The following is a 24,695-nucleotide window of genomic DNA, read 5'->3' as shown; positions in this document are numbered from 1 at the left end:
GCTCACATACCTTCGTATGCTCCGCGCCTCTTCCTTGAACTAAAACGAAATAGCTTCGTCTCAAAAAACTAAAATTGTTTTAAAAGACTGTCAGAAATGACGGTCTTTTTTGTTTTCGATATTTTAATTATTTTTCAAATGCTTGGGATGTCATCCTCAAGAAGGAGGAACGACTGAGTTGGGGATCTCTAAAAGCACATTGAAAATTTTTTAATTCGGATCCCTTGAAACTAATTTGCTCTAACCACATATCTATTGTTGAAGAGGGAAGCTGTCTTGCTCAAGAAGAGAAGAAACAGAACCTCTGGATCGCTGATAAGGTATCGCTCAGGAGAGGATGACTTTAGAGGCACACAATTGAATTGATTTGTAGCTACGTCCCAGAGTCAAAAGAACCCGAGGAGTAGTGAACGAATCCCTTAGTCGGCAAGGACCTGTACAAGATAGATCCGCGCAAACTCACGGCTAAGACTATTGCTTACTATGAGGATAGCATTATGAGAACTGTAGATTTCACTCCACTTTACCGCAACGCAATTGGCTTCGATCGTCTATTCAACATGATGGAAGCGAACACTTCGAAGAACACTTCTGGCGGTTACCCTCCATACAATATCGAGCAAAAAGATGAGAACAACTACCGTATTACTATGGCAGTTGCAGGCTTTGCTGAAGAGCAGCTAGACCTTACTCAAAAAGAAAACATGCTGATTGTTAAGGGTGAGCGCAAATCAGAAGAAGAGAAGCAATACGTGTATCAAGGTATCGCAGAGCGTGATTTCGAGCGTAAATTCCAGCTAGCAGACTATGTAAAAGTGGTGGGTGCAAGCATGGAAAATGGTCTGCTGCACATTGACCTAAAGCGCGAAATCCCTGAAGCAATGCAACCTCGTAAGATTGCGATTGGTGGCGAAAACCTAATCGAAGGTTAACTCGTCATATTTGAAGCCACAGCGTTGTTGACTGCATAAATTCCCCTAATCACATAGGTTCCCTATGCTCATAGGGCTGAATTTCTCTGTCGCCTAGCTGTATTTAGAGTTAATGGCTATATATCGGGAATAAGAGTGAAAGAGCACCATCTAGGTGCTCTTTTTTATTGGGCTATTTACGGTGTCATTCCATAGAGGGAGGAACGACCGAGTAGGGAATCTCTACTTACTTTCGTTGTAAGCTTTCTCGACTTCTTCAGCAATAATCTTGATACCTTTCTGCATCATTTCGTCTTCTTGGACATAATTCATGCGCAGACATTGGTGTGCGTGCTCCCAGTCATCTTCCTGACCAATAAAGAAATACTCACCTGGCACGATTAACACGCCGCGTGCTTTCAGTCTTTGATATAACTCCATAGTGGTGATTGGCAGCTCATCAAACCAAAGCCATAGGAACATCGCCCCTTCTGGTTTGTGAATGCGAAAACGTGAGTCAGTGATGGCCGTTTGCAGCAGTTCGACAGCTCGCTGAGACTTTTGCTTGTAAAATGGTTTGATAACATTGGTGCTAAGATTCAGCAGGTCATCATTCTTAATCATATAGTGACCCAAAGCAGGGCCCAGGCTCCCTGGAGCCAAACTGATGATGCCATTCATATTGGTCATGGCCTGAGTCACTTCTTCACTGGCAATCACAATCCCGCAACGTACACCTGGAAGGCCGAGTTTAGACAGGCTCATACATAGGATGGTATTTTCGTTCCAGAATGGCTGAACATCTTCAAAGATGATATTCGGGAATGGCAGGCCATAGGCATTGTCGATGATGAGCGGAATGTTATTTTCGCGCGCCAGTTTATCCAGTTTATGGATTTCTTCATCAGTGAGCACGTTGCCGGTAGGGTTGGTTGGGCGTGATGCACAAATGGCGGCAACTGAGTCATCGACTTTGAGCTGTTCGAAATCAACGTGGTATTTAAACAGGCCATTGTCGAGCATTTCAATTTCTGGATGGTAAGAAACAAAGATATCTTCATCAACGCCTGCATCGCCGTAGCCAATGTATTCAGGCGCTAAAGGCAGCAAGATTTTCTTATGCGAGCCATCTGGCTGCTTACCCGCTAGCAGGTTGAACAGATAAAAGAAGCCGCTCTGACTGCCGTTGGTCAAGCTGATGTTTTTTTCTGATATGTTCCAGCCATAAGTGTCTTTTAATAACTTGGCCAGAGCTTTTACAAACGCGTCTTTGCCTTGCGGGCCATCATAGTTGGCCATGGCGGCCACGAGGTCCCCGTTGGCGAGCATCCCCTCACTGGCTTGGCGAAAGTATTCGAGCATGGCTGGAATAGCGGCTGGGTTACCACCTCCGAGCATGATCGCACCTGGCGTGCGCAGGCCGTCGTTTAAGTCATCCATTAAACGCGTGATACCGGAATACTGATTGAATTTTTCACCAAACTTAGAGAATTGCATTTGTAGTTATACCTAATTCATTGTGATTGCTTTGCATGTCATAGTGACTAGTCGAAGCTAGTCATTCCAAGACTCACCTTGAGCGTAGTAGTCTAAGGATAATCGGATAATCCCTGAACATACCTTAATGTGGTTACGAGGCAAAGCACAAAATTCCGTCACTGATAAAAACAAAGCCCAACTCCGAGGAGTTGGGCTTTGTAGAACCTATATTGTTCGAAATATTACTTCTGTAGAAGTGAAATATCCGCGATCTGTAGGAATAGGTTACGCAGGTTATTCAGTAGCGTTAGACGGTTTTTCTTCAGCGCTTCGTCGTCTGCCATTACCATGACGTTATCGAAGAAAGCATCTACTGGCTCACGCAGGTCTGCAAGCTTGCTTAGCGCTTGTTGGTAGTTACCCGTTGCGAACGCTGGCTCTAGCGCTTCTGTCATTACTTCAACGCTTTCTGCTAGTGCTTTCTCTGCGTCTTCTTGTAGCAGCGATAGATCGATGTCTGCTGCTAGCTCACCATCGAACTTGGCTAGGATGTTGCCTACACGCTTGTTTGCCGCAGCCAGAGCTTCTGCCGCTTCCAGTTCACGGAAGTGAGAAACCGCTTTAACACGTTGGTCAAAGTCAGCTGGCTTAGTTGGACGATTCGCCAGTACCGCTTGGATGATATCCACGCTGAAACCTGCATCTTGATACCATGCGCGGAAACGACCTAGCATAAAGTCGATAACATCAGCTTCTACGCTGTCGTTGGTCAAACGGTCACCAAACAGAGATTTTGCTTTCGCGATTAGGTCTGTGAGGTCTAGGTTGTAGCCGTTTTCAACGATGATACGCAGTACACCTAGAGAGGCGCGGCGAAGTGCGAATGGGTCAGAACCCTTAGGTGCTTGACCAATACCGAAGATACCAACAATCGTATCTAGCTTGTCAGCCATTGCGACAGCAGATGAAATACCAGTGCTTGGCAGTTCGTCACCAGCGAAACGAGGCATGTACTGCTCGTAAAGTGCCAGTGCAACTTGCTCGTCTTCACCATCGTGAGTCGCATAGTGCATACCCATTACACCTTGAGTATCGGTAAATTCGAATACCATAGATGTCATTAGGTCACACTTAGCCAGTAGGCCTGCGCGCTTAGATTTCTCAACGTCAGCGTCGATTTGCTCAGCGATGTAGCCAGCAAGCTCTGTGATGCGGTCTGTCTTGTCTTTGATAGTACCAAGCTGCTTCTGGAAGATCGCTTGCTCTAGTTCTGGCAGGCGGTCGATAAGAGGACGCTTACGGTCAGTGTTAAAGAAGAACTCAGCATCCGCTAGACGTGGACGTACTACCTTCTCGTTACCTTCGATAACATATCGAGGCTCTTTCGATTCGATGTTAGAAACAAAGATGAAGTTTGGTAGTAGCTTCTTGTTTTCGTCATACACTGGGAAGTACTTCTGGTCACCTTTCATGGTGTAAACCAGCGCTTCAGAAGGCACCTTTAGGAACTCTTCTTCGAACTTCGCCGTCAGTACCACTGGCCATTCAACCAAAGAAGTCACTTCTTCAACTAGGTCATCTTCGAGATCAGCAACACCGCCAACGGCAGCTGCTGCTTTTTGCGAGTCAGCAAGGATGATAGCTTTACGTGCTTCGTAATCTGCCATCACTTTACCGCGCTCTTCTAGGATCGAAGGGTATTGCTCTGCAGATTCGATAGTGAACTCTTGCTCACCCATGAAGCGGTGACCACGGATAGTGCGATCTGATGCTACGCCAAGGATTTCACCTTCGATAAGATCTGAGCCCATAAGCATGGTTAGCGTTTTAACTGGGCGGATAAACTGAGTTGTTTTGTTACCCCAACGCATTGGCTTAGCGATAGGCAGGTTACCCAGCGCTTTAGCTGCTAGGTCGACAACGATTTCAGACGTCGCTTGGCCTTTTACTTCTTGTTTGAAAAGAAGCCATTCGCCTTTGTCTGTCACTAGGCGGTCAGCTTGCTCTACCGTGATGCCGTTACCACGCGCCCAACCTTGAGCGGCTTTAGTCGCGTTACCATCAGCATCGAATGCTACTGAAACTGCAGGGCCACGCTTTTCAACCACTTTGTCAGCTTGGCCATCAGCAAGACCTGCAACCTTAAGTGCTAGACGACGAGGAGCGGCGTACCACTTCACGCCTTCATGTGCTAAGTCTGCACTTTTTAACTCAGCTTCGAAGTTTGCTGCGAATGCTTCCGCTAGAGTACGAAGCTGCGTTGGTGGTAGCTCTTCAGTACCCAGTTCAATTAGAAATTCTTTTGCCATGATTACTTCTCCTCTTCCTTACGGCACATTGGGAAGCCAAGCGCTTCACGTGATGCGTAGTACGCTTCAGCAACAGACTTAGTCAGGTTGCGGATACGAAGGATGTAACGTTGGCGCTCTGTTACAGAGATAGCTTTGCGCGCATCAAGGATGTTAAATGCGTGGCCCGCTTTTAGAATGCGCTCGTAAGCTGGAAGCGGCAGTGGCTTCTCAAGCTCAAGTAGCTCTTTGGTTTCTTTTTCACATTGGTCGAAGAAAGTGAATAGGAAATCGACGTCTGCGTGCTCGAAGTTGTACGTAGACTGTTCCACTTCGTTCTGGTGGAAAATGTCACCGTAAGTCACTTTGCTACCGTCTGGTGCGATGTTCCATACGAGATCGTAAACCGAGTCTACTTCTTGGATGTACATAGCAAGACGTTCGATACCGTAAGTGATCTCACCGGTTACTGGTTTACACTCAAGGCCACCAACCTGCTGGAAGTAAGTAAACTGAGTCACTTCCATGCCGTTTAGCCACACTTCCCAGCCTAGGCCCCATGCGCCTAATGTTGGGTTCTCCCAGTTATCTTCGACGAAACGAATGTCGTGAACCAGAGGATCGACACCAAGTACTTCTAGAGAACCTAGGTACAGCTCCTGAATATTGTCTGGCGATGGTTTTAGCGCTACTTGGAATTGGTAGTAGTGCTGAAGACGGTTAGGGTTTTCACCGTAACGGCCATCGGTCGGACGACGTGAAGGTTGTACGTAAGCTGTAGACATTGGCTCTGGGCCAAGCGCTCGTAGACAAGTCATTGGGTGAGAGGTACCCGCACCCACTTCCATATCTAGCGGTTGAACAATGGTACAACCATTTTGAGCCCAATAATCCTGCAGCGCGAGGATCATTCCCTGGAAGGTTTTGATATCGTATTTTTGCATAAGTCAGGTTCGCGCGATTCTTCTGTTGCTGTTATTGATCAAATGTTCGCCGTAGTCATGGCGATTTCTATCACTTTCAGCACATTAATATAATGAAAATAACAATCAATTATACCCAGATATTGCGTAGGGGAGTAGGGCTAATCTTGATTAATTCCTAGTCAGAATTCTCCTTTAATGGATTTTTAATGGCTTATTCGTCCAAATTTTCCTAAAAGGAAGTTTTTGACCACTTTGTTACTTGAGAAATGACATAGAGCTGGATAGAATTGCGTCCATCTTTGGGGAGTAGCTTACCAACACAATCAGCCTGATTGTTTGGTTCGTTCGTCAACATAATTGGTGCACAATCACCATGGCGCTCGAGACTCATCGCCTGATGGGTTTAGCAAGACCTTAGATAAACATCGTGAACCGGGGTGGGGCACGAGGTTTGTCTTAGGTTTAAAATAATTATCCCTGCCTCAATGAGCATGTCGTGAGCGTTTTAGCTATTTCAATTACCACTGTCGCTTTAGCCGAAATTGGTGACAAAACCCAGCTATTGTCTTTACTGTTGGCCAGTCGTTATCGAAAACCGATACCGATTATCGCCGCCATTTTCTTCGCTACTATTGCCAATCACGCCCTTGCGGCTTGGTTAGGCGTGGTTGTGGCCGACTATTTATCACCTGAGGTGCTTAAGTGGGTCGTGGTGGCAAGTTTTCTCGCTATGGCGGGTTGGGTGCTAATCCCAGATAAGTTGGATGATGACGATGAAATTTCTAACCGAGGACCGTTTGTTGCCAGCTTCATTGCGTTCTTTATCGCTGAAATTGGTGACAAAACTCAGATTGCTACCTCTATCTTAGGGGCTCAGTTTGCCGACGCGCTGACGTTGGTGATTATAGGTACTACGTTGGGTATGCTGGCAGCCAATGTTCCCGTGGTTTTGATTGGTAAATTGTCGGCTGATAAAATGCCGCTCAACCTGATTCGTAAGCTGACCGCTCTGCTATTTATCGCTCTAGCGGTAGGTGCAGCATTCTTGTAGAAATGTCGCTAAAGTGTGGTAAAAATCGGATATCTGGTGGAGAAATGCGATAGATCAAACTCTGTGCTAAATTCGTGTAAGGGCGTGATCGTTGACATATTAGTGTCATACTTGTCATGCTAACTTAACGGTGTGAATGATGTTACTCAAGGTCAGAAGAATTCTGTTTTTTCTTCAAACACCTAGAGTATAGCGAGAGGGCAACATTATGCTTACACGTTATATGGGGATGACCCCAAAAAGTCAGAGTTATCTATTCACTTTCGGCTTGGTACTGTGTTTACTGGCAATGGTACTGACCGACATGTGGCTACCGATTGTTGCAGGTTCATTTGTGTTGACCGCATTGACGGTTGAGGCCTGGATTCGAGTCGCGCACATTATCCCAATGCATGAAGAAATGCGGGCAATGCGAAAACAGCTGAGAAAATTACAATCTGAAGTCCACACCATTGAATATGACGAATAAACAAACGGCTGCTCCAGGCAGCCGTTTTTCATTTCAATGAGTTTAGCGTTAACGCTAATCCATTCCTTTCTTGATCAGATACTGATAAGGCAGTTCTTCAGTTTGAGCCGCAATTAGCTGGTGATCCATAAAGCGGCAGAAGCTCGGAATGTCACGTGTGGTGGATGGGTCATCGGCTTTTACCAGCAGAATCTCACCCTCTTGCATGTTACGGATTGTCTTCCTGACCATCATCACGGGCTCTGGGCAGCGCAGTCCTTCTGCCTCTAAAGTTTGGGTCGCCTGTTCTGAATTGATTGTCATGGTCATATCTTTATTACCTCAATAGGAGGTAGATAATACTGGTGAAGAAAAAATATTCAATAACCCCTTGGCAAAGCGATCAAATTGTTTTAACTTACTTAACAAGTTGGTAACATTTAAAACAAGGAGCGCTTATGTTGACAGCTTTAGATCGTCTAACCATCTATTCCGTGCTGTGCTTTATTTCTTTTTGCGCACTTGTTTTACGTACACCAGCAGAATCGTCGTTTATGCCTTTGCTCGGCATGGTTGCGACGGTTGTAGGGATTTGGCTCGAGATGCATCGCTGGCCGAGCGCATCTGAAGAGCAAGAAAATTGATGGTTGAACTTCCAACAACCATTCTCAATTGTAACTACGCTCAATTACATTCCGACACTATCCCCATTTTTCTTGGGCTTCCCCGCTGAAAGGCGGGATTTTTTTTATCTAAAGAGTACAATTCAATAAATATACCCTTCATTTTAAGTGGCTATTTGTGGAATTAGAAGACATCTATCGCCGTGATCTGAATTTGCTGGTGGCGTTGCGGGTTTTAATCGAAGAATGCAGCGTGAGTAAAGCAGCACATCGGCTTAATCTTAGCCAGTCTGCGATGAGCCGAGTGTTAGGTCGGCTGCGTGATATGCTGGGTGACCCCTTGTTTACACGTCAGGGGCAGCATCTGATTCCAACCGAAAAAGCGCTCGAGGTCGACAAAGCACTGGGAGAGCCGTTGGAGTCGCTGCGTCAGGTGTTGTCTCCGATTCAAACTGAACCGCAAAGCTTTGAGAACACCTTCAATATCGCCACCACTGACTATGCGATGCAGACTATTCTGCCCTTTGCTTTGCCGCGTATTTATCAGGAAGCGCCTAATGTGTCGATTAACTTTCTGCCTCTGCAACATGACCGATTAGCTGATCAGTTGACGTATGAGGGAGCGGATTTAGCCATATGCCGACCTATTGGTCCAGTGGAGCCACTGCAAAGTGAAATTCTCGGTCGTGTAGGGGTTTTATGCCTTTTATCTAAACAGCACCCGTTGGCCAACATATCACTCAGTTTAAAGGATTACCTTACCTATCCACATGCGATGATCGCCATCAGTGATGGCGTCAAAACGTTAATTGAGCAGGCTCTGGTCGATCAGCCAAAACGAAAAATGGTGCTGCGGGCTTATCATCTGGAAGCGGCATTGGCCATTGTGGATACCATGCCGCTGATTATTACGGTGCCAGCGGATTTAGCTTATCTGGTTGCAGAGCGTTACGACTTGGCGGTTAAACCTTTGCCGTTCCAGTTCACGCCGTTTGATTATTCGATGATCTGGCATGCACGTTGCGAGCACTCACCGGCACAGGAATGGCTGCGATCTGTGGTGAGAGAAGAGTGTAGTCGCTTGATTGCCAAACGTATCGCAGACATGGGATTGGATTAACACGATTTCTATCGATACAAAAAGAGCCAGCAATGCTGGCTCTTTTATTTTGAATCTTAGAATTACAGCTTAATCACAACGCGACCTGTTACTTGACCGTTAGTGATGTCTTCTGCGTACTTTGGTGCATCGGCAAGAGCTACTTCAGTACAGGCTTGCTCAAAGTAGCTTTCAGGCAGTAGTTCAACCAGTTTTTCCCAAGCGGCGATACGCTTCTCTGTTGGGCACATCACTGAGTCTATGCCTTGCAGGCGAACATTACGCAGAATAAAAGGCATCACGGTTGTTGGTAGGTCAAAGCCACCAGCCAAACCACAAGCAGCTACTGCGCTGTTGTAATCCATTTGCGCCAGTACTTTAGCCAGTACTTTGCTGCCCACGGTATCAACGGCGCCAGCCCAAACTTGTTTTTCCAGCGGACGTGCGGGTTCTTCAAACTCGACGCGATCAATAATGCGGCTTGCGCCCAGTTTTTCTAAGAGAGGACCATTTTGTTCAATGCGGCCAGTCACCGCTGCTACTTTGTAGCCGAGCTTAGCCAGTAGCGTTACCGCTACTGAACCCACACCACCACTGGCACCTGTGACCAGAATTTCACCTGACTCAGGTTTGACACCAGCGTCGATCAGCGCTTGAACACACAGCATGGCAGTAAAGCCAGCGGTGCCGACCATCATGGCCTTTTTGCTGTCGATTCCTTTTGGCAGTGGTACCAACCAGTCAGCTTTTAGGCGCGCACGTTGAGCCATACCCCCCCAGTGATTCTCACCGACACCCCAGCCAGTTAACACGACTTTATCGCCGACTTGGTAGCGAGCATCATCTGAGTGGGCAACGGTGCCTGCCATATCGATGCCCGGTACCATTGGGAAGTTGCGGATGATCTTACCTTTGCCTGTGATCGCCAGACCATCTTTGTAGTTGAGTGATGAGTAATCGACATCGATCAGTACGTCGCCTTGTGGCAATTGTGCTTCGTCGATTTGTTCTACAGAGGCGATGGTGCGTTTTTCTTCTTGGTTTAGAATCAGTGCGTTAAACATAGATGGTCTCCACTACGCGGTAGCAAACATTTAAAAACTGATATTGAGTGTAGACTGAAAGTTACTATGACTAAAATGAAACTTTAGCATTATATACATGCATACAGTGCATTGTGGGAAGTCGCATTGGGCAGAAAAGAAAAAGCCAGTCATGTGACTGGCCTTTTGATGATTAAGAAAGGAAAAACTGATATGACGGATTGTTGGTTTCGTCTTTGCATTGATAGCCCAGCTCTCGCAAATGGGCGGAAAAGCGCGATAAGTCGGCTTCATCCAGTTCAAAACCACACAGTACTCGACCATAGTCGGCACCATGGTTGCGATAATTGAACAGACTAATGTTCCAATGTGTACCTAATGTGCTGAGGAATTTCAGCAATGCACCTGGGTACTCTGGGAATTCAAAGCTGTATAGGCGTTCTTTAAGCTGCTTCGATGGCTTACCACCTATCATGTAACGAATGTGCAGTTTTGCCATTTCGTCGTCTGACAAGTCGACCACAGGGTAACCACCTTCACGCAGATCGTGAATGATGTGTTCCAGCTCTTCCTGCCCACCTTGTAGACGGACACCAACAAAAATGTTGGCCAGATCGTCATCGTTGTAGCGGTAGTTGAACTCAGTGACCGCTCGGCCGCCAATCAGGTTACAGAACTCAAAGAAAGCGCCTTGGCGTTCTGGAATCGTGACTGCCAGCAGGCCTTCACGTTTTTCACCCAGTTCACAACGCTCAGAGACGTAGCGCAGACCGTGGAAGTTCGTGTTTGCACCCGATAGAACAGTACCTAGGTTGCTGTTCTTAAGCTCGTTTTGCTCAGCGTACTTCTTCAAACCAGCTAATGCTAGCGCGCCAGAAGGCTCTGCGATAGCACGCGTATCTTCAAAGATGTCTTTGACTGCGGCGCAAATCTCATCGCTGGAAACGGTAATGTGCCCATCAAGGTATTTTTGACACAGGCGGAAGGTTTCTTCACCGATGCGTTTTACCGCGACGCCATCAGCAAACATGCTGACCTGATCGAGAACGACGGGCTCACCAGCATCTAAAGCGGCTTTAAGACACGCTGAATCTTCAGGCTCAACTGCAATGACTTTGATTTCTGGCATCAGCTGTTTGACCAGCACTGCCACACCTGCCGCTAAACCTCCGCCACCAACTGGGACGAAGATATGATCGAGATGACCATTCTGTTGCAGCATCTCCATACCAATGGTGCCTTGGCCCGCGATCACTAATGGGTGATCAAAAGGAGGCACAAACGTATAGCCATGCTGTTCAGATAAACGCTCTGCTTCGGCTTTGGCTTCATCAAAGTTATTGCCGTGCAGTACCACGTGACCGCCAAAACCACGAACCGCTTCGACTTTAATGTCAGGTGTGGTTTTTGGCATCACAATTGTGGTTTTGATACCAAGCTTAGTACCAGAAAGCGCCATGCCTTGGGCATGATTACCCGCTGAGGCTGCAATCACGCCAGCTGCTTTTTGCGCTTCAGACAAACTGGCAACCATATTGTAGGCACCACGTAGTTTGAATGAATGAACAGGTTGGCGATCTTCGCGCTTGATTTGCACTTTGTTGCCAATTCGTTCACTCAGGCGTGGCATCTCCTGCAGAGGCGTCACCGTTGCGGCTTCATAAACCGGGGCTCTTAAGATATGGCGCAGATAGTCTGCGCCAGTCTGTTGAGCTTTCCCTGAAAAGAGAGAATCAGACATAAGCTAGTCCTCTAGCTTAGATTTGTCTCGTACCGCCCCTTTGTCAGCACTGGTTGCCATACTTGCATACGCTTTGAGTGCAAAAGAAACTTCGCGTTGACGATCGACCGGTTTCCAGCCTAGTTCGTCTTGTTTTGCACGGCGCTCAGCAAGTTCCTGCTCTGAGACTTCTAGAGAAATAGAACGGTTTGGAATATCAATCGCGATCATATCGCCCTGTTTCACCAGACCAATTGCGCCACCATTCGCCGCTTCAGGTGAAGCGTGACCAATGGAAAGACCAGAGGTACCGCCAGAGAAGCGGCCATCTGTCAGCAATGCACACTCTTTACCAAGCCCCATTGATTTCAGGTAAGTGGTTGGGTAAAGCATTTCCTGCATGCCTGGGCCCCCTTTCGGGCCTTCATAGCGGATTACAACCACATCGCCTGCTTTTACTTTGCCGCCTAAGATGCCTTCAACGGCATCTTCCTGGCTTTCAAACACTACAGCAGGACCAGTGAATTTATGAATGCTTTCATCAACGCCAGCTGTTTTCACAATACAACCATCAAGAGCGATGTTGCCTGACAGAACAGCTAGGCCACCTTCTTGAGAGAACGCGTGATCGATTGAACGGATACAACCATCAGAGCGGTCATCATCAAGGCGATCCCAACGACAATCTTGTGAGAAAGCTTTGGTAGTACGAATGCCTGCAGGGCCTGCGCGGAAGAACTTCAATACATCGGCATCTTCCGTTTGGATGATGTCGTATTGTGCTAGCTGCTCTTTCATTGAAAGGCCGAGTACGGTGCACGCATCATTGTGAAGCAAACCTGCGCGGTCTAGCTCACCGAGTATAGCCATAACACCACCCGCGCGGTGTACGTCTTCCATGTGATATTTCTGAGTAGATGGCGCCACTTTACATAGGTGAGGCACTTTGCGAGATAAGCGGTCGATATCTTCCATATCGAAGTCAATCTCACCTTCTTGCGCAGCAGCGAGCAGGTGAAGAATGGTATTGGTTGAGCCGCCCATCGCGATATCCAGCGCCATTGCGTTTTCGAATGCATCAAAAGTAGCGATATTGCGTGGCAGCGCCGATTCGTCATCTTGCTCGTAGTAACGACGTGTCAGTTCAACAATACGTTTACCTGCATTGATAAATAGCTCTTCGCGGTCTGCGTGTGTCGCTAGCATTGAACCGTTACCTGGCTGAGAAAGACCAAGCGCTTCAGTCAGGCAGTTCATAGAGTTGGCTGTGAACATACCTGAACATGAACCACATGTCGGACACGCGCTGCGTTCGATCTGTTCACTTTGCTCGTCTGAGACTTTCGGGTCTGCACCTTGGATCATTGCATCAACAAGGTCAAGCTTGATGATTTGGTCAGAAAGCTTGGTTTTACCTGCTTCCATTGGGCCGCCAGACACGAAGATCACAGGAATGTTAAGGCGCATTGACGCCATTAGCATTCCCGGAGTGATTTTGTCACAGTTGGAGATACATACCATGGCATCGGCACAGTGAGCATTCACCATGTACTCTACCGAGTCAGCGATAAGCTCACGTGATGGCAGTGAGTAAAGCATGCCGCCGTGGCCCATTGCGATACCGTCGTCAACCGCGATAGTGTTGAATTCTTTGGCGATACCGCCAGCTTTTTCTATTTCACCGGCGACCAGTTGGCCCATATCTTTGAGGTGAACGTGGCCTGGTACAAACTGAGTGAATGAGTTCACGACTGCGATGATTGGCTTACCAAAATCTTCGTCTTTTACGCCAGTTGCACGCCACAGTGCACGAGCACCCGCCATGTTACGACCGTGAGTGGTGGTTGCTGATCTGTATTTAGGCATCTTACTACTTCCTTTATTTTGCCGCGTCTGCTGGGTAAACGTAATCTAACCAGCCCCACTTATCTTTAGTGGTGCCGTTGAATAGTCCAAAGTAAGCTTCTTGCAGCTCTTTGGTAATAGGGCCGCGTTTACCGCTGCCTACGTCAATTTTATCTATGGTTGCAACAGGAACGACCTCTGCTGCAGTACCTGTCATAAACACTTCATCTGCGAGATAGAGTGCTTCACGAGCAATATTTGCTTCGCGTACTTCGTAACCTTTGTCACGAGCAATAGTCATGATCGAATCACGAGTGATGCCCGGAAGGATGGCGCTGGTTGCTGGTGGCGTGGTGATCAATCCATCTTTAATCACAAAGATGTTCTCACCTGCGCCTTCAGACAAATAACCATCAACACTTAATGCAATACCTTCATCGTAGCCATGGCGACGTGCTTCACCACCAACCAGCAATGAAGAAAGGTAGTTACCGCCCGCTTTGGCTGCGGTTGGAATGGTGTTTGGCGCCGCGCGGTTCCAGCTGGAAATCATCGCATCGACCCCTTTTTCTAAGGCTTCTTCACCTAGGTAAGATCCCCATGGGAAAGCAGCGATGATAAGGTCCATTTCGGTGCCCTGCGGGGGACACACCCCGAGGCCAACATTGCCGACAAAACCTAGTGGGCGGATATAAGCACTATCGAGTTTGTTCTCGCGTAGTGTTTCGCGCGTCGCTTCCATGATTTCATCCACGGAGTAAGGGATAGGGAAACGGTAGATTTTGGCTGAATCTTTCAGTCGCTTCGCATGCTCACGATGGCGGAAGATAATTGGCCCTTTAGGAGTGTTGTAGCAGCGCACACCTTCAAATACTGACGTACCGTAGTGCATAGCATGAGTCAGTACGTGAACATTTGCCTCTTTCCACGGTACCAGCTTGCCATTAAACCAAATGTAATCCGCTGTTGTAGTAGCCATTATTGCCTTCCTTTATGCACAAATTTGTTGTTGTAGGTTGTTATTTGGTAGCTCGTCACTAGCGATTTGTGTTACCTCAACTGTGCGCACATCCCAGAGCTTTTCAATCTGATTGGTCAGAAAGGAGATCGGACGATCGCTGTCGACGATGATCTCCACACTGGCAATCTTGCTCTCATGATTCTGTGTACCTGCAACTTGTCTAACAATGAAACCACGATGGCGAACAACACGAAGAACACGCTCCAGCAGTACAGGTTTATCGTCTGCTTTTATGTCGATTAGATATCTTTCCATCTTAAGTGTTCTCCAGCATGTCATTGTTAGAAGCACCTGGCGGTACCAGTGGCCACACGTTTTCTTCTTCGTCGATCAAAACGTGCAGCAAGTACGAGGTTTCACTCTCCAGCATTTCCTGAATCGCTGGCTCAACTTCTTCTTTTGTTGTGATCGTTTTACCAGGAATATCAAACGCTCTTGCTAAAGTGATGAAGTCCGGATTGTCATCCAGAATCGTTTCACTGTGGCGACCATCAAAAAACAGCGATTGCCATTGACGTACCATGCCTAAACGTTGGTTGTTCAATAAAACGATTTTGACCGGAATCTGGCGACGTTTTAGCGTGCCCAGTTCCTGAATGTTCATCATGAAAGAGCCGTCACCTGTAATAAGGATAGACTGATCATCCGGACGTGCGACCGCGGCACCCATAGCGGCAGGAAGGCCAAAGCCCATGGTGCCTAAGCCTGCAGATGTGATGAAGTTCTGTGGGTCTCGGGGCTGAATATGTTGCGCTGCCCACATCTGATGCTGTCCCACATCGGTTGAGACCATCGAACTATCAGGCATCATGTCGGACAACTGCTTGAGCAAGCCCGGAGCAAAAATGAGATCGCCCGGATGGTCGTAACGCCACTTAAAGCCACTACGCAGGCTTTCACTGTGCTTGACCCATGGCGTGATGTCTTGAGTCAGTTCGAGTTGAGGAAGAAGGGAATTGATATCACCACGCAGTGGCGCATGGGCGTGACGCAGCTTGTTGATCTCAGCAGCATCAATGTCGATATGGATAACGCGAGCGTGAGGGGCGAACGTTTCTAGCTTACCTGTCACTCGGTCATCGAATCGCGCACCAACAGCAATGAGCAGATCACATTCTTGCACGACTAAGTTAGCGGCTTTAGTACCATGCATACCTAGCATGCCAAGGTAATGTGGATCGTGACGTTCGATAGTACCTAAACCTTTTAGGGTGCTGACCGAAGGCATTGGGTTTAAACGTAAGAATTCGCGAACGGAGTCTGTGGCTTTACCCAGTTGAACACCACCACCAACATAAAAGACAGGACGGGTACTTTGTGAAAGAAGCGCCTGAGCGGCAGAAACGGCTGCTGCTTCAGGGACGGGATTCGTTGGTGGAGTGAATGGAGGTAAAATGTTAACTGGAGCTTGAGCCAACTGAACATCTTTAGCGATATCAACAATCACTGGCCCTGGTCGGCCTGTTTTGGCCACTTCAAACGCTTCGGCTAAAGTGGGTGCCAGATCTTCAATCTCAGTCACTAGGTAGCTGTGCTTGGTGCAGGATAGCGACATTCCTATCACATCCATTTCCTGGAAAGCGTCTGTTCCGATGTGAGAACTGGCTACCTGACCTGTTATCGCCACCATTGGGATCGAGTCCATAAACGCATCGGCCAAACCGGTTACAAGGTTGGTTGCGCCGGGGCCGGATGTTGCCATACAGACTGCAACGTCCTGAGTTGCACGCGCCATACCGATAGCGGCCATGGCTGCACCTTGTTCGTGACGGCAAAGGATGTGCTCGACGCCACCATCATACAGTGCATCATAAATTGGCATGATAGCACCGCCTGGGTAGCCAAATACGGTTTTTATGCCCTGTTGTTTTAGTGCGGCTACGACTAATTCAGCTCCTGTCATCGTAAGCCCCCTTGGCTACCTAAGTAGCAATGTTGTGTTGTTGTGCACGTCATGTGCGCTCCCATTCTTCCTGCCAGCTCGCGGCTGAGCTCTTTATTTTTCTGTCTATCTGACTGAGTCAGTGTTTATTTTGTCGCTGATTTTCAGCGCTAAAGTTGAAAAAAACCCCCGGACTTTTCAGTGCGGGGGTTTTTTTGAATTTGGTGTTTTATTTTTCGCCCACCAGCCCCCGCGCGGAATCAATAATGACCACGATAATCAGGACAATCAGTGCGTTAATGCGGGCGTTGAAATTCATATTCTTTTCTAATGTTGTGCTTACGTAATAAGGTAAGAATTTGTCTACGTCATTAGTGGTAACATAGAATTCCGTTACATGACAAGCAAAAAGTCATTCTTTTTTCACATTCTCTCATCATCTCATCACGCTATATAACAAGATTGTTAGAAAAGTGTGCAAATTATCAAACAGATAAATGAATAGCAGAGAGTGTAGGGAAAGTTATGGGTCTAGCCATTATTTACAGTCGCGCATCTGTGGGGGTCGAAGCTCCACCTGTGACGGTAGAAGTGCATATCAGCAATGGAATGCCTGGGTTTACTCTGGTGGGGTTACCAGAAACTACTGTCAAAGAATCACGCGATAGAGTACGCAGTGCAATCATCAATTCTCGCTTTGAGTTTCCAGCTAAGCGAATCACGGTCAATCTTGCGCCTGCAGACTTGCCCAAGGAAGGAGGACGTTTTGACCTACCCATTGCACTTGGTATTCTCGCCGCTTCAGAGCAAATTCCAGTCAACGGCTTGGCGGCAAAAGAATTTGTTGGTGAACTGGCTTTGTCGGGTGAGCTGCGAGGAGTGAAAGGGGTATTGCCTGCAGCGCTTGCAGCCAATAAAGCACAGCGAAGCTTGATCGTGCCGAATAGCAACGGGGATCAAGCCGCCTTAGTTGGTGAAGAACAGCATAAATCTGCTCAAAGCTTACTGGAAGTGTGTGCCGATCTTTACGGTCAAAAAAAACTGAGCCTACATCAAACGCCAATGGTAAATCTAACGATGAATAATGGACGTGATTTACAAGATATCATTGGCCAGCAGCAAGGCAAGCGAGCTTTGGAGATTGCTGCAGCAGGAAACCACAATTTGCTATTTTTAGGTCCACCCGGAACAGGGAAAACTATGCTTGCCTCGCGCTTGTGCGATTTGTTGCCGGAAATGAGTGACGAGGAAGCTATGGAAACCGCGTCTGTTGCGTCACTGACTCAGCAGGAAATCAATGCTCTGAATTGGAAACAACGCCCTTTTCGTGCGCCACACCATTCGAGCTCGATGGCCGCTTTAGTGGGTGGCGGTACGATTCCAAGGCCAGGAGAAATTTCGTTGGCGCACAATGGATTGTTGTTTCTTGATGAAATGCCAGAGTTTGAACGTAAGGTGCTTGACTCGCTGCGCGAACCACTGGAGTCTGGCGAAATCATTATCTCTCGGGCTCAGGGTAAAACTCGTTTTCCAGCACGTTTTCAACTGGTGGGCGCTCTTAACCCTAGTCCTACGGGTTACTACGAAGGCAATCAATCGAGAGTAAATCCGCAAACGATTTTACGTTATTTGGGTCGATTATCTGGCCCTTTGCTCGATCGTTTTGATATGTCGCTAGAGATCCCAGCATTGCCCAAAGGTACCCTAGCGGAAGGTGGTGATCGTGGTGAGCCCACAGAGGTCGTTAAGCAAAGGGTTGTTAGTGCTAGAGTGTGTATGTTGGCGCGTTCCAATAAGGTCAATGCGCTGTTGGGTAGTCGAGAAATCGAGGAGTACTGCCCACTGAAAAAAGAAGATGCGCAGTTTTTGGAAAGTGCTTTGCACCAGCTCGGGTTATCCATTCGAGCTTACCACCGAATTATTAAGGTTGCGCGCACCATTGCGGATTTAGACGGTAAGCCACAAATAGATCGTCATCATCTTGCTGAAGCTTTGGGGTATCGAGCAATGGATCGTTTACTCAAGCAATTGACGGCTCAGTCAGTGTAAAGAAAGCCCGCGTAATGAGGCGGGCTCAGTCTTTACCTAGAATTGGTAGTTCATACCAACAGAGAACAAGTATTGGTCTTCATCGTAGAAGTCGATGTTGGCATCTGTTTTTGAGTAACCAGCAAACGAAACCAATGACCAGTCTTGCCAGCCCATGAACTCTTGGTATTCGTATGCAGCGAACAAGCTCAGTTCATCTTCGTCACGTGTTTTGCCGTAAATCGGGTTAGACGCATCGTAAGAGCGGTTGGTGTACCCAGCAGTCAGTGCGAACTGGTGACGGTTCACGATCTTAAAGTAACTTAGCTCACCACCAACTGAATCGAGTGAGTTGGCATCACCATCGGCATCGGTTTTGATGTAGGTTAGTGAGGGTTGTAGGAACGACGTGCGAGTCAGCGGCAGGCGATAATCCCCTTTTAAGTAGATCGATGAAGCGTCACGTTGTAAGGTTCTCCTCTCTGCGGTTGTTAGAGAACTGTCACTGGCTCCAGACTTCTCATTGTCTATGTCACTGGTAGCGTACGCAGTATCCAAGCTGAAGTTGGTCCCCATAATATTGCTGAACTTAAGACGGAATGCGTTGCCTGTTTCGTCTGTGGTTTGGCGCTCTTGACCCGTCAAAAATGGATCAGACCACGTTTCGCCTGACATAATGGTTGGAAGGAACGAGGCATCAATCACCATGCCCGATGAAAGCTGCTGCTTGTAGCCCAGCTCTAAAGCTAGAGTACCTACAGCAATGTCTTCACGAGCCATACCTACGTAAAACTGTTTATCTAGGTTTGCACCAAAGGTATAGGCTAGGCTACCAAGGGGCAGAACTAGAGAACCACTATCTGAAGATGCGGTTTGATTGACATTACTAATGGTTTTATCGCCATCGGTATTAAAGTTGGAAGTGCTAGAGGCAAATCCAGCACTGAGTGACACTTCACCACTAAATCCTGCTTGTTCTGATAGCTGTGCCATGGTTGGAAGAGCAACCAGCGACAGGACAGCTAGAGAGAATTTGGCTTTCATTGAGGGTTCTCCTTGTTATGAACCGTTGCACTTTGTAAGTGGCAGTGGTCGTCGAACTAATCTGACCATCGTCAGAGTGATTCCAATGTGGTTAAGGAATTGTATAATTACACGCTGTTTTATTATTCATAAATGAAACGTTGTAAATTCTATCTTGGATCTCATTAATAAGCGTTATGTTTGCATACCTACTCCTTGTACTGAATGTGACTCTAGTCATCCTTAACTCAGCTTTTTGCTCGGTCGCCATTTGTATCATTGCTTTGATTAAAGTCGTGTTACCAACAAGTAAATTGCAGGCAAAATGTACAGCAATGGCCAACTGGATGATGTGGCTGTGGGCAACCATTAATTCAGCTATTCTTTCTTTGTTTAATCGTGTCGAGTGGGACATTGAAGGTGGTGAAAGTCTGACAAAGGATGGTTGGTATCTGCTGATCAGCAATCACCTCAGTTGGACGGATATCGTGGTGTTATGCTGTGTATTCAAAGACCGCATTCCAATGCCAAAGTTCTTTCTAAAGCAACAACTATTCTACGTTCCATTTATAGGTATGGCTTGTTGGGCGCTCGATATGCCGTTTATGCGCCGTTATTCGCGAGAGTATTTGCTTCGCCACCCAGAAAAGCGTGGTCAAGACTTGGAAACTACCCGTCGATCTTGCGCTAAGTTCAGGCACACCCCGACGACTGTGGTGAATTATGTGGAAGGCACACGTTTTACCCAGCAGAAGCAGAAAAAGAGCAAAGCGGGCTATCAGCATTTGTTACAGCCTAAAACAGGGGGGATGGCTTATACTTTGGCGGCAATGGGCGATCAGTTCGAAAACATCATTGATGTCACTTTAGCCTACCCGGAAAACACCGATAAGCCGTTTCGCGATATTTTGATGGGGCGCATGACTAAGATTGTTGTGCGCACCAAGGTGATGCCTGTGGACGAAAGCGTACGTGGAGATTACTTCAATGACAAGCCGTTTAAACGCCAGTTTCAGCAATGGTTGGGCGGCGTATGGAAGGACAAAGATGAACTGCTAAAAGAGATTCATCAAGATAACAAGTAAACCCATCAAATAACAAAAAGGGAGCTAATGCTCCCTTTTTTGCGTAATCAACTTCATTACTTTTGAGTTAGTAGGAAGTTAACCAGATCGAAATATTCGTCAATGGTTTTGATACTTTGTGCCTGAACAAGGTACTTATTGTTTACGACAACTGCTGGTACGCCAGATAGGCCGCTGTCTTTAAACTGCTTGTCGAAGCGGCGCACCATAGAGTCAACGGCAAACCCTTTGAATGCCGAGTCAAATTTTTTCGCATCAATGCCTTCGTCTAGGAAGATTTGACGTAATTCTTCATCATTTTTTGGTGGCTTACGCATGTTATGAATACGGTTAAACATGACTGGCACCATTTTGTCTTCCACTTTTAGCGCTACCATGGTCGCGTAAGCTTTGCTCATCGACTCACCCATGCTACCACCCATGAAGGAAACGTGATTTTTCTGGAATTTAGCCCCTTCTGGAAGTTGAGCTTTTAGCTGTTCGATGATGGGCTCAAACGTATTACAGTGTGGGCAGTAGAAAGAGAAAAACTCGGTTACCGTTGGCTTTTGTGAAGCCTTGCTGAGAGAAGCTGAAGGAATATCAAGAACTTGATAATGTTCACCTTCTTTGAATTGAGCGGCGTGAGCAGAAAGGCTCAACATAACAGTTGCGACAAGTGCAAACAGCTTTTTCATTATTGACTCCATGTTTGTCATTTTGGCTTCTTACCACTGAGGCATCAGTGAGAGTGGTGGCTCACTCAATGCCGAAATTTGTTCTTTGAAAGCTAATACCTGGCTTTCCCAGTATTTAGGATCGTCAAACCATGGGAAGGCGATAGGAAAAGCAGGATCCTGCCATCTTTTTGCCAACCATGCCATATAGTGCACCATACGTAGACCGCGTAAAGGTTCAATTAGTTTCAATTCGTTAGTATTAAAGTCGTTAAATTCCTGATACGCCTCAAGCAGGATATCCAACTGCATCAATTTATCAGCTCGCTCGCCATTGAGCATCATCCACAGGTCTTGTACCGCGGGCCCATTGCGAGAGTCATCAAGATCGACAAACATAGGGCCATCACGCCAGAGAATGTTGCCTGGGTGGCAATCACCGTGAAGACGAATGATGTTGGCTGAGTCATCCCATTGTTGTTGCAGCGATTGAATCAACAAGTCTAAGTCATTGAAGAAGGCATTCTCTAGATGAAATGGAATAAACTGTGATTGTTCCAGAATCTTACGCGGTTGATGCAGGTATTCTTCGAGGCTGATGGTAGGTCTGTGCTTAAAGGCCATTCGAGCACCGACTTTATGGATTCGACCAAGGAAACGACCTACGCCTTCCAATTGTTCGAGGTTATCCACTTCAAACTGGCGTCCGCCAACACTGGCAAACAGTGCAAACAGATAGCCCTGATATTGATGCAGAGTTTGCCCTTGGATTTTTATCGGAGGGGCAACCGGGATGTCAGACTCAATCAGCTCCAGAGTAAAGTCGTGCTCTTCTTGTATCTGTTCTGAACTCCAGCGCTCGGGGCGATAGAACTTCACCACATAACGTTGACGCTCTTCATCGGTAAACTGATAAACACGGTTTTCATAGCTGTTGAGTGGTAGAAAGCCGGATTCGGCGCGAACGCCAATGCTTTCCAAGGCGTACCACATAAAGTCGGGTGTCAGAGCATCAAAGTTAAAGGCTTGTTGTATCATAAATAAAAAGGGCTCATTGCTGAGCTTTCCTTAGGTTGTTTAGTGTGGGTGATTGTAGTTCATTGCTTTTAAATACAATCACTTAGCATCTGGTATTATATGGCTATTGGTCGCTCAGGGTCATAAGTGTGGTCATTTTGTGGATCTCTCAACTTGTTTAATGGGTTGAGTTTAACCGCATCAATTAAGTGGTCAGGAGCCAAATGCGCGTATGTCATCGTTTGATTAATACTAGCATGTCCGAGTATTTCCTTAAGCGTTAAAATATCTCCGCCATTCATTACAAAGTGACTTGCAAATGTGTGACGCAGTACATGCACCTTTTGCCCTTTAGGTAAATCAAAACCTAGCTTGGTAAATATCTTACCTAATCTTACCTGAGGGTCTTCACTAAACAGATTACCGCCGCTCTCAGGATAAATATCATCATATAGCTGCTTGCTAATTGGGACGGTTCTTGGTTTACCTGTTTTGGTGTTAGTAAATCGGATGCGATAAGGGCTAAGGTTACTTGATTTTAGTGTGATCGTTTCTCTCCATCGCGAACCAGTAGCTAAGCTAATTTCTACGATTTTTAACAGTTCCCAATCATTTTTAAGGTAGTCCAAAAGATCTTGTGTTTGCTTGAGGGTTAAGTAAGTCATTTCTGACTTTTCGGGCGCAGGTTGCTTCAGGTCTTTGAGTGGATGTGCACCAGTAAAGTCACCAGTCTCAATCAGTACTGAAAAGACATTGCTTAAGCAAGAGGTTAGGCGTCTAACGGTGTTTGCCTTATGCCCTCTGGTCATGCGCTCCAATTGCCAGTTACTAATTAAAGCAGCATCAATATTGTTTACAGTGGGATCGCCTAACTCACGGCAGATTAGCTCTACCTTTTTGCGGTAGTTGGTAGCGGTTCGTTTAAGTTGACCTGACTTAATCCACCAAATATCTATAAGTTCAGAAAGGCGGCGTTTGTCTACAGGTAGCCCTAACCACTCTTTATTGTGGTGCGTCGAAAGTATGTGCTTTTCATAGGCCAAAGCCTCTGCTTTTTTATCAAACTTACGCCTGAAGCGCTTGCCGTTTCTTCCTGATGGTCTTAAATCAACAAGCCACTTTTCGCCGTCTTTCTTGATGCTCATATGATTTTCTTCATAACAGGAGCTACAGCTTTACCAATGATTTTGAAGTTGCGCCCGTTCTTGTGGTTAATGTTGAAAGCTGGGTATTTGAGGTTGTCAGAAATGACCTTATAAACGCCGTTTTCGATGTCCCAATGTAAGCGCTTAACGTATACCGCGTCGTCAATTCGAATTACATACACTCCATTTACAACAGGGTGCTGCTGCTCTCTTATGTCTACAAGTAGTCTGTCCCTGTGGCTCAGCGTTGGCTCCATCGAATCCCCATCAACAAAGATTACAGAGCTATAATCTGGCTTGAGACCATATTCATGTAATAACTCTATCGGTAGGCTAAAGATGCCGATTTGAAATTCTGATTGAACCAAAGTTCCCGCTCCTGCGGCTGCATGTACATCGTAAACTGGTAGCTTTGCCCACTCTTCGAATTCATTTAGAGGTTTTAAGCCGTGTGCATTGCTGGGTGGAAGAGACCAATCTTTCTCTAAAAGCTTTTTTTGCTCATTCTTGTCTGTGACGAGCTTCTCAATTATCTGTTTTTGTATGTCTGGGTGAAAGTTGGACATATGGTACTCGACAGCGCGAGCGTGGCCTATGGCTTTCCTTTTTAACCAATTGTTTCTACGTGCTTTTTGTCCTATTCCTGTGATTGTGTTTGGCATGCCATCGAGCTCAATTAGTAAATCGCTCATTACCCACTCTTTCATAAAATTACCCTTAAGAACCTTTGAAAACCATTCGTCTTGTGTTTAAATTGGATAGAACCTTTGGGAACCATTTTATGGTTCTTTAACTGTTTTTTAGGAGTATTTAAGTCATGTTAGGTCATAAACAAACAGAAATGAATAATGTTAACGGTTTTTATGGGTCTTTTGTCACAGTTGAGAAGTACGCAGAGCTAACAGGCTTTTCCATTGCGGCTGTGCGAATGCAAGTTAAACGCGGTCAATTACCCCTTTTGAAGCGTGAAACCTCAAGTGATGCGCGCCGAGTACTCATCAATATGCGAGCCATTGATCAGTTGGCGGAAGAGCAAGCCGCTAAGTACCAAGACTGGAAAGCGGCGATGTAGGGGGGCGATGATGAAGACATCAGAAGAGTTTCGCAATTTCACTGCGAGCATAAAAAGTGCGATGACAGCATTCTCTATCGTGGGTGTGCAGGTTGACATCTCAATCCTTGAATCAGAGTTAGGTCGTAAACGTGCTGGCGATGTCATTCGGTTGATTGGCAGCAACCTACGGTCAGCAAAGTACGGCGCTCTTGTTAATAACCCAATGGAACTCACATACAAGATGCAGTCAGGAAAACTGAGACTTGCAATACGACAACAGCGTCAACGCAATCTTGATAAAAAGACTGGCGTGGTAAGCATTTATCACCCTGAGTGTGCCTTTGAGTAGGG

The 24,695-nt window shown here is 46.7% G+C and carries 24 protein-coding genes; 9 read left to right on the top strand and 15 right to left on the bottom strand.

Annotation, left to right across the window (positions count from 1 at the left end; genetic code table 11):
* Nucleotides 1-497: 497 nt before the first annotated feature.
* On the top strand, nucleotides 498-932 hold the full coding sequence (locus tag TW84_RS01760; protein WP_045973967.1) for an Hsp20 family protein: 435 nt from the start codon (nucleotides 498-500) through the stop codon (nucleotides 930-932).
* 222 nt (nucleotides 933-1,154) lie between these two features.
* Here TW84_RS01760 and TW84_RS01755 read toward each other — a convergent pair whose 3' ends face one another.
* The 3 genes from TW84_RS01755 to glyQ form a co-directional block, all read right to left on the bottom strand.
* On the bottom strand, nucleotides 1,155-2,408 hold the full coding sequence (locus TW84_RS01755; RefSeq protein ID WP_045973966.1) for a valine--pyruvate transaminase: 1,254 nt from the start codon (nucleotides 2,406-2,408) through the stop codon (nucleotides 1,155-1,157).
* A 224-nt stretch (nucleotides 2,409-2,632) separates the two neighbouring features.
* The gene (gene glyS / locus TW84_RS01750) at nucleotides 2,633-4,699 is read right to left on the bottom strand and encodes a glycine--tRNA ligase subunit beta (RefSeq protein ID WP_045973965.1); all 2,067 of its coding nucleotides are present in this window, start codon (nucleotides 4,697-4,699) and stop codon (nucleotides 2,633-2,635) included.
* 2 nt (nucleotides 4,700-4,701) lie between these two features.
* Nucleotides 4,702-5,622, bottom strand: a complete 921-nt coding sequence (gene glyQ, locus TW84_RS01745) for a glycine--tRNA ligase subunit alpha (protein WP_045973964.1) — start codon at nucleotides 5,620-5,622, stop codon at nucleotides 4,702-4,704.
* Between the two features lie 478 nt (nucleotides 5,623-6,100).
* On the opposite strand from glyQ, the gene TW84_RS01740 reads away from it, so the two are divergent.
* Both TW84_RS01740 and TW84_RS01735 read left to right on the top strand, forming a co-directional pair.
* Nucleotides 6,101-6,655 carry a TMEM165/GDT1 family protein gene (locus TW84_RS01740; RefSeq protein WP_045973963.1) on the top strand — a complete coding sequence of 185 codons (555 nt, stop codon included), beginning with the start codon at nucleotides 6,101-6,103 and terminating at the stop codon, nucleotides 6,653-6,655.
* 208 nt (nucleotides 6,656-6,863) lie between these two features.
* Nucleotides 6,864-7,124 (top strand): hypothetical protein, encoded by a 261-nt coding sequence (locus TW84_RS01735; protein WP_045973962.1) that lies wholly within the window; start codon nucleotides 6,864-6,866, stop codon nucleotides 7,122-7,124.
* A 54-nt stretch (nucleotides 7,125-7,178) separates the two neighbouring features.
* Here TW84_RS01735 and tusA read toward each other — a convergent pair whose 3' ends face one another.
* A complete protein-coding gene (gene tusA / locus TW84_RS01730; protein ID WP_038514221.1) occupies nucleotides 7,179-7,427 on the bottom strand; it encodes a sulfurtransferase TusA in 249 nt (82 codons plus the stop codon).
* 134 nt (nucleotides 7,428-7,561) lie between these two features.
* Between tusA and TW84_RS01725 the strand changes: the two genes are divergently transcribed.
* Nucleotides 7,562-7,747, top strand: a complete 186-nt coding sequence (locus tag TW84_RS01725) for a hypothetical protein (RefSeq protein WP_006957487.1) — start codon at nucleotides 7,562-7,564, stop codon at nucleotides 7,745-7,747.
* 157 nt (nucleotides 7,748-7,904) lie between these two features.
* Nucleotides 7,905-8,846 (top strand): LysR family transcriptional regulator, encoded by a 942-nt coding sequence (locus tag TW84_RS01720; protein WP_045973961.1) that lies wholly within the window; start codon nucleotides 7,905-7,907, stop codon nucleotides 8,844-8,846.
* Between the two features lie 62 nt (nucleotides 8,847-8,908).
* On the opposite strand, the gene acuI is transcribed toward TW84_RS01720, so the two are convergent.
* The 6 genes from acuI to ilvG all read right to left on the bottom strand — a co-directional run bounded on the left by acuI (nucleotide 8,909) and on the right by ilvG (nucleotide 16,357).
* On the bottom strand, nucleotides 8,909-9,889 hold the full coding sequence (gene acuI / locus TW84_RS01715; RefSeq protein WP_045973960.1) for an acrylyl-CoA reductase (NADPH): 981 nt from the start codon (nucleotides 9,887-9,889) through the stop codon (nucleotides 8,909-8,911).
* A gap of 172 nt (nucleotides 9,890-10,061) precedes the next feature.
* On the bottom strand, nucleotides 10,062-11,609 hold the full coding sequence (gene ilvA, locus TW84_RS01710; RefSeq protein ID WP_045973959.1) for a threonine ammonia-lyase, biosynthetic: 1,548 nt from the start codon (nucleotides 11,607-11,609) through the stop codon (nucleotides 10,062-10,064).
* A 3-nt stretch (nucleotides 11,610-11,612) separates the two neighbouring features.
* Complete coding sequence (ilvD, locus tag TW84_RS01705; RefSeq protein ID WP_045973958.1) at nucleotides 11,613-13,454, bottom strand: dihydroxy-acid dehydratase; 1,842 nt, start codon at nucleotides 13,452-13,454, stop codon at nucleotides 11,613-11,615.
* A 13-nt stretch (nucleotides 13,455-13,467) separates the two neighbouring features.
* The gene (gene ilvE / locus TW84_RS01700) at nucleotides 13,468-14,412 is read right to left on the bottom strand and encodes a branched-chain-amino-acid transaminase (RefSeq protein WP_045973957.1); all 945 of its coding nucleotides are present in this window, start codon (nucleotides 14,410-14,412) and stop codon (nucleotides 13,468-13,470) included.
* A 12-nt stretch (nucleotides 14,413-14,424) separates the two neighbouring features.
* On the bottom strand, nucleotides 14,425-14,709 hold the full coding sequence (gene ilvM, locus TW84_RS01695; protein WP_045973956.1) for an acetolactate synthase 2 small subunit: 285 nt from the start codon (nucleotides 14,707-14,709) through the stop codon (nucleotides 14,425-14,427).
* Between the two features lies 1 nt (nucleotide 14,710).
* The gene (ilvG, locus tag TW84_RS01690) at nucleotides 14,711-16,357 is read right to left on the bottom strand and encodes an acetolactate synthase 2 catalytic subunit (protein ID WP_045973955.1); all 1,647 of its coding nucleotides are present in this window, start codon (nucleotides 16,355-16,357) and stop codon (nucleotides 14,711-14,713) included.
* 480 nt (nucleotides 16,358-16,837) lie between these two features.
* Here ilvG and TW84_RS01685 point away from each other — a divergent pair, with 480 nt between their 5' ends.
* The gene (locus tag TW84_RS01685; RefSeq protein ID WP_275041653.1) at nucleotides 16,838-18,385 is read left to right on the top strand and encodes a YifB family Mg chelatase-like AAA ATPase; all 1,548 of its coding nucleotides are present in this window, start codon (nucleotides 16,838-16,840) and stop codon (nucleotides 18,383-18,385) included.
* A 36-nt stretch (nucleotides 18,386-18,421) separates the two neighbouring features.
* On the opposite strand, the gene TW84_RS01680 is transcribed toward TW84_RS01685, so the two are convergent.
* The gene (locus tag TW84_RS01680; RefSeq protein ID WP_045973953.1) at nucleotides 18,422-19,408 is read right to left on the bottom strand and encodes a DUF2860 domain-containing protein; all 987 of its coding nucleotides are present in this window, start codon (nucleotides 19,406-19,408) and stop codon (nucleotides 18,422-18,424) included.
* A 176-nt stretch (nucleotides 19,409-19,584) separates the two neighbouring features.
* Between TW84_RS01680 and TW84_RS01675 the strand changes: the two genes are divergently transcribed.
* The gene (locus tag TW84_RS01675) at nucleotides 19,585-20,472 is read left to right on the top strand and encodes an acyltransferase (protein WP_045973952.1); all 888 of its coding nucleotides are present in this window, start codon (nucleotides 19,585-19,587) and stop codon (nucleotides 20,470-20,472) included.
* 56 nt (nucleotides 20,473-20,528) lie between these two features.
* Here the strand turns inward: TW84_RS01675 and TW84_RS01670 are convergent, their stop codons facing one another.
* The 4 genes from TW84_RS01670 to TW84_RS01655 form a co-directional block, all read right to left on the bottom strand.
* Nucleotides 20,529-21,149, bottom strand: a complete 621-nt coding sequence (locus TW84_RS01670; RefSeq protein WP_045973951.1) for a thiol:disulfide interchange protein DsbA/DsbL — start codon at nucleotides 21,147-21,149, stop codon at nucleotides 20,529-20,531.
* A 30-nt stretch (nucleotides 21,150-21,179) separates the two neighbouring features.
* Entirely contained in the window at nucleotides 21,180-22,166 is a 987-nt protein-coding gene (locus tag TW84_RS01665; protein ID WP_045973950.1) for a serine/threonine protein kinase, read from the bottom strand.
* Between the two features lie 95 nt (nucleotides 22,167-22,261).
* The gene (locus TW84_RS01660) at nucleotides 22,262-23,290 is read right to left on the bottom strand and encodes a phage integrase (protein ID WP_045973949.1); all 1,029 of its coding nucleotides are present in this window, start codon (nucleotides 23,288-23,290) and stop codon (nucleotides 22,262-22,264) included.
* The gene (locus tag TW84_RS01655; RefSeq protein ID WP_205622454.1) at nucleotides 23,287-23,997 is read right to left on the bottom strand and encodes a helix-turn-helix domain-containing protein; all 711 of its coding nucleotides are present in this window, start codon (nucleotides 23,995-23,997) and stop codon (nucleotides 23,287-23,289) included. Before TW84_RS01655 ends, TW84_RS01660 begins: the two co-directional genes overlap by 4 nt.
* A gap of 110 nt (nucleotides 23,998-24,107) precedes the next feature.
* Between TW84_RS01655 and TW84_RS01650 the strand changes: the two genes are divergently transcribed.
* Complete coding sequence (locus TW84_RS01650; RefSeq protein WP_045973947.1) at nucleotides 24,108-24,362, top strand: hypothetical protein; 255 nt, start codon at nucleotides 24,108-24,110, stop codon at nucleotides 24,360-24,362.
* A 7-nt stretch (nucleotides 24,363-24,369) separates the two neighbouring features.
* The gene (locus TW84_RS01645; protein ID WP_157633990.1) at nucleotides 24,370-24,693 is read left to right on the top strand and encodes a hypothetical protein; all 324 of its coding nucleotides are present in this window, start codon (nucleotides 24,370-24,372) and stop codon (nucleotides 24,691-24,693) included.
* Nucleotides 24,694-24,695: the final 2 nt, after the last annotated feature.

The organism is Vibrio neptunius, from assembly GCF_000967495.1.
Taxonomy (GTDB): Bacteria; Pseudomonadota; Gammaproteobacteria; order Enterobacterales; family Vibrionaceae; genus Vibrio; species Vibrio neptunius.
This window is presented reverse-complemented; position numbering and strand designations above follow the sequence as displayed.

Bases quoted from the DNA above. Each gene is read 5' to 3' on its own strand.
- TW84_RS01670 (WP_045973951.1), bottom strand. From the start codon at position 21,149: ATGAAAAAGCTGTTTGCACTTGTCGCAACTGTTATGTTGAGCCTTTCT.
- glyQ (WP_045973964.1), bottom strand. From the start codon at position 5,622: ATGCAAAAATACGATATCAAAACCTTCCAGGGAATGATCCTCGCGCTG.
- TW84_RS01650 (WP_045973947.1), top strand. From the start codon at position 24,108: ATGTTAGGTCATAAACAAACAGAAATGAATAATGTTAACGGTTTTTAT.
- acuI (WP_045973960.1), bottom strand. From the start codon at position 9,889: ATGTTTAACGCACTGATTCTAAACCAAGAAGAAAAACGCACCATCGCC.
- ilvG (WP_045973955.1), bottom strand. From the start codon at position 16,357: ATGACAGGAGCTGAATTAGTCGTAGCCGCACTAAAACAACAGGGCATA.
- TW84_RS01675 (WP_045973952.1), top strand. From the start codon at position 19,585: ATGTTTGCATACCTACTCCTTGTACTGAATGTGACTCTAGTCATCCTT.
- ilvE (WP_045973957.1), bottom strand. From the start codon at position 14,412: ATGGCTACTACAACAGCGGATTACATTTGGTTTAATGGCAAGCTGGTA.
- tusA (WP_038514221.1), bottom strand. From the start codon at position 7,427: ATGACAATCAATTCAGAACAGGCGACCCAAACTTTAGAGGCAGAAGGA.
- TW84_RS01735 (WP_045973962.1), top strand. From the start codon at position 6,864: ATGCTTACACGTTATATGGGGATGACCCCAAAAAGTCAGAGTTATCTA.
- TW84_RS01660 (WP_045973949.1), bottom strand. From the start codon at position 23,290: ATGAGCATCAAGAAAGACGGCGAAAAGTGGCTTGTTGATTTAAGACCA.
- TW84_RS01755 (WP_045973966.1), bottom strand. From the start codon at position 2,408: ATGCAATTCTCTAAGTTTGGTGAAAAATTCAATCAGTATTCCGGTATC.
- TW84_RS01760 (WP_045973967.1), top strand. From the start codon at position 498: ATGAGAACTGTAGATTTCACTCCACTTTACCGCAACGCAATTGGCTTC.
- TW84_RS01680 (WP_045973953.1), bottom strand. From the start codon at position 19,408: ATGAAAGCCAAATTCTCTCTAGCTGTCCTGTCGCTGGTTGCTCTTCCA.
- ilvD (WP_045973958.1), bottom strand. From the start codon at position 13,454: ATGCCTAAATACAGATCAGCAACCACCACTCACGGTCGTAACATGGCG.
- ilvM (WP_045973956.1), bottom strand. From the start codon at position 14,709: ATGGAAAGATATCTAATCGACATAAAAGCAGACGATAAACCTGTACTG.
- TW84_RS01645 (WP_157633990.1), top strand. From the start codon at position 24,370: ATGATGAAGACATCAGAAGAGTTTCGCAATTTCACTGCGAGCATAAAA.
- ilvA (WP_045973959.1), bottom strand. From the start codon at position 11,609: ATGTCTGATTCTCTCTTTTCAGGGAAAGCTCAACAGACTGGCGCAGAC.
- TW84_RS01665 (WP_045973950.1), bottom strand. From the start codon at position 22,166: ATGATACAACAAGCCTTTAACTTTGATGCTCTGACACCCGACTTTATG.
- TW84_RS01655 (WP_205622454.1), bottom strand. From the start codon at position 23,997: ATGAAAGAGTGGGTAATGAGCGATTTACTAATTGAGCTCGATGGCATG.
- glyS (WP_045973965.1), bottom strand. From the start codon at position 4,699: ATGGCAAAAGAATTTCTAATTGAACTGGGTACTGAAGAGCTACCACCA.
- TW84_RS01725 (WP_006957487.1), top strand. From the start codon at position 7,562: ATGTTGACAGCTTTAGATCGTCTAACCATCTATTCCGTGCTGTGCTTT.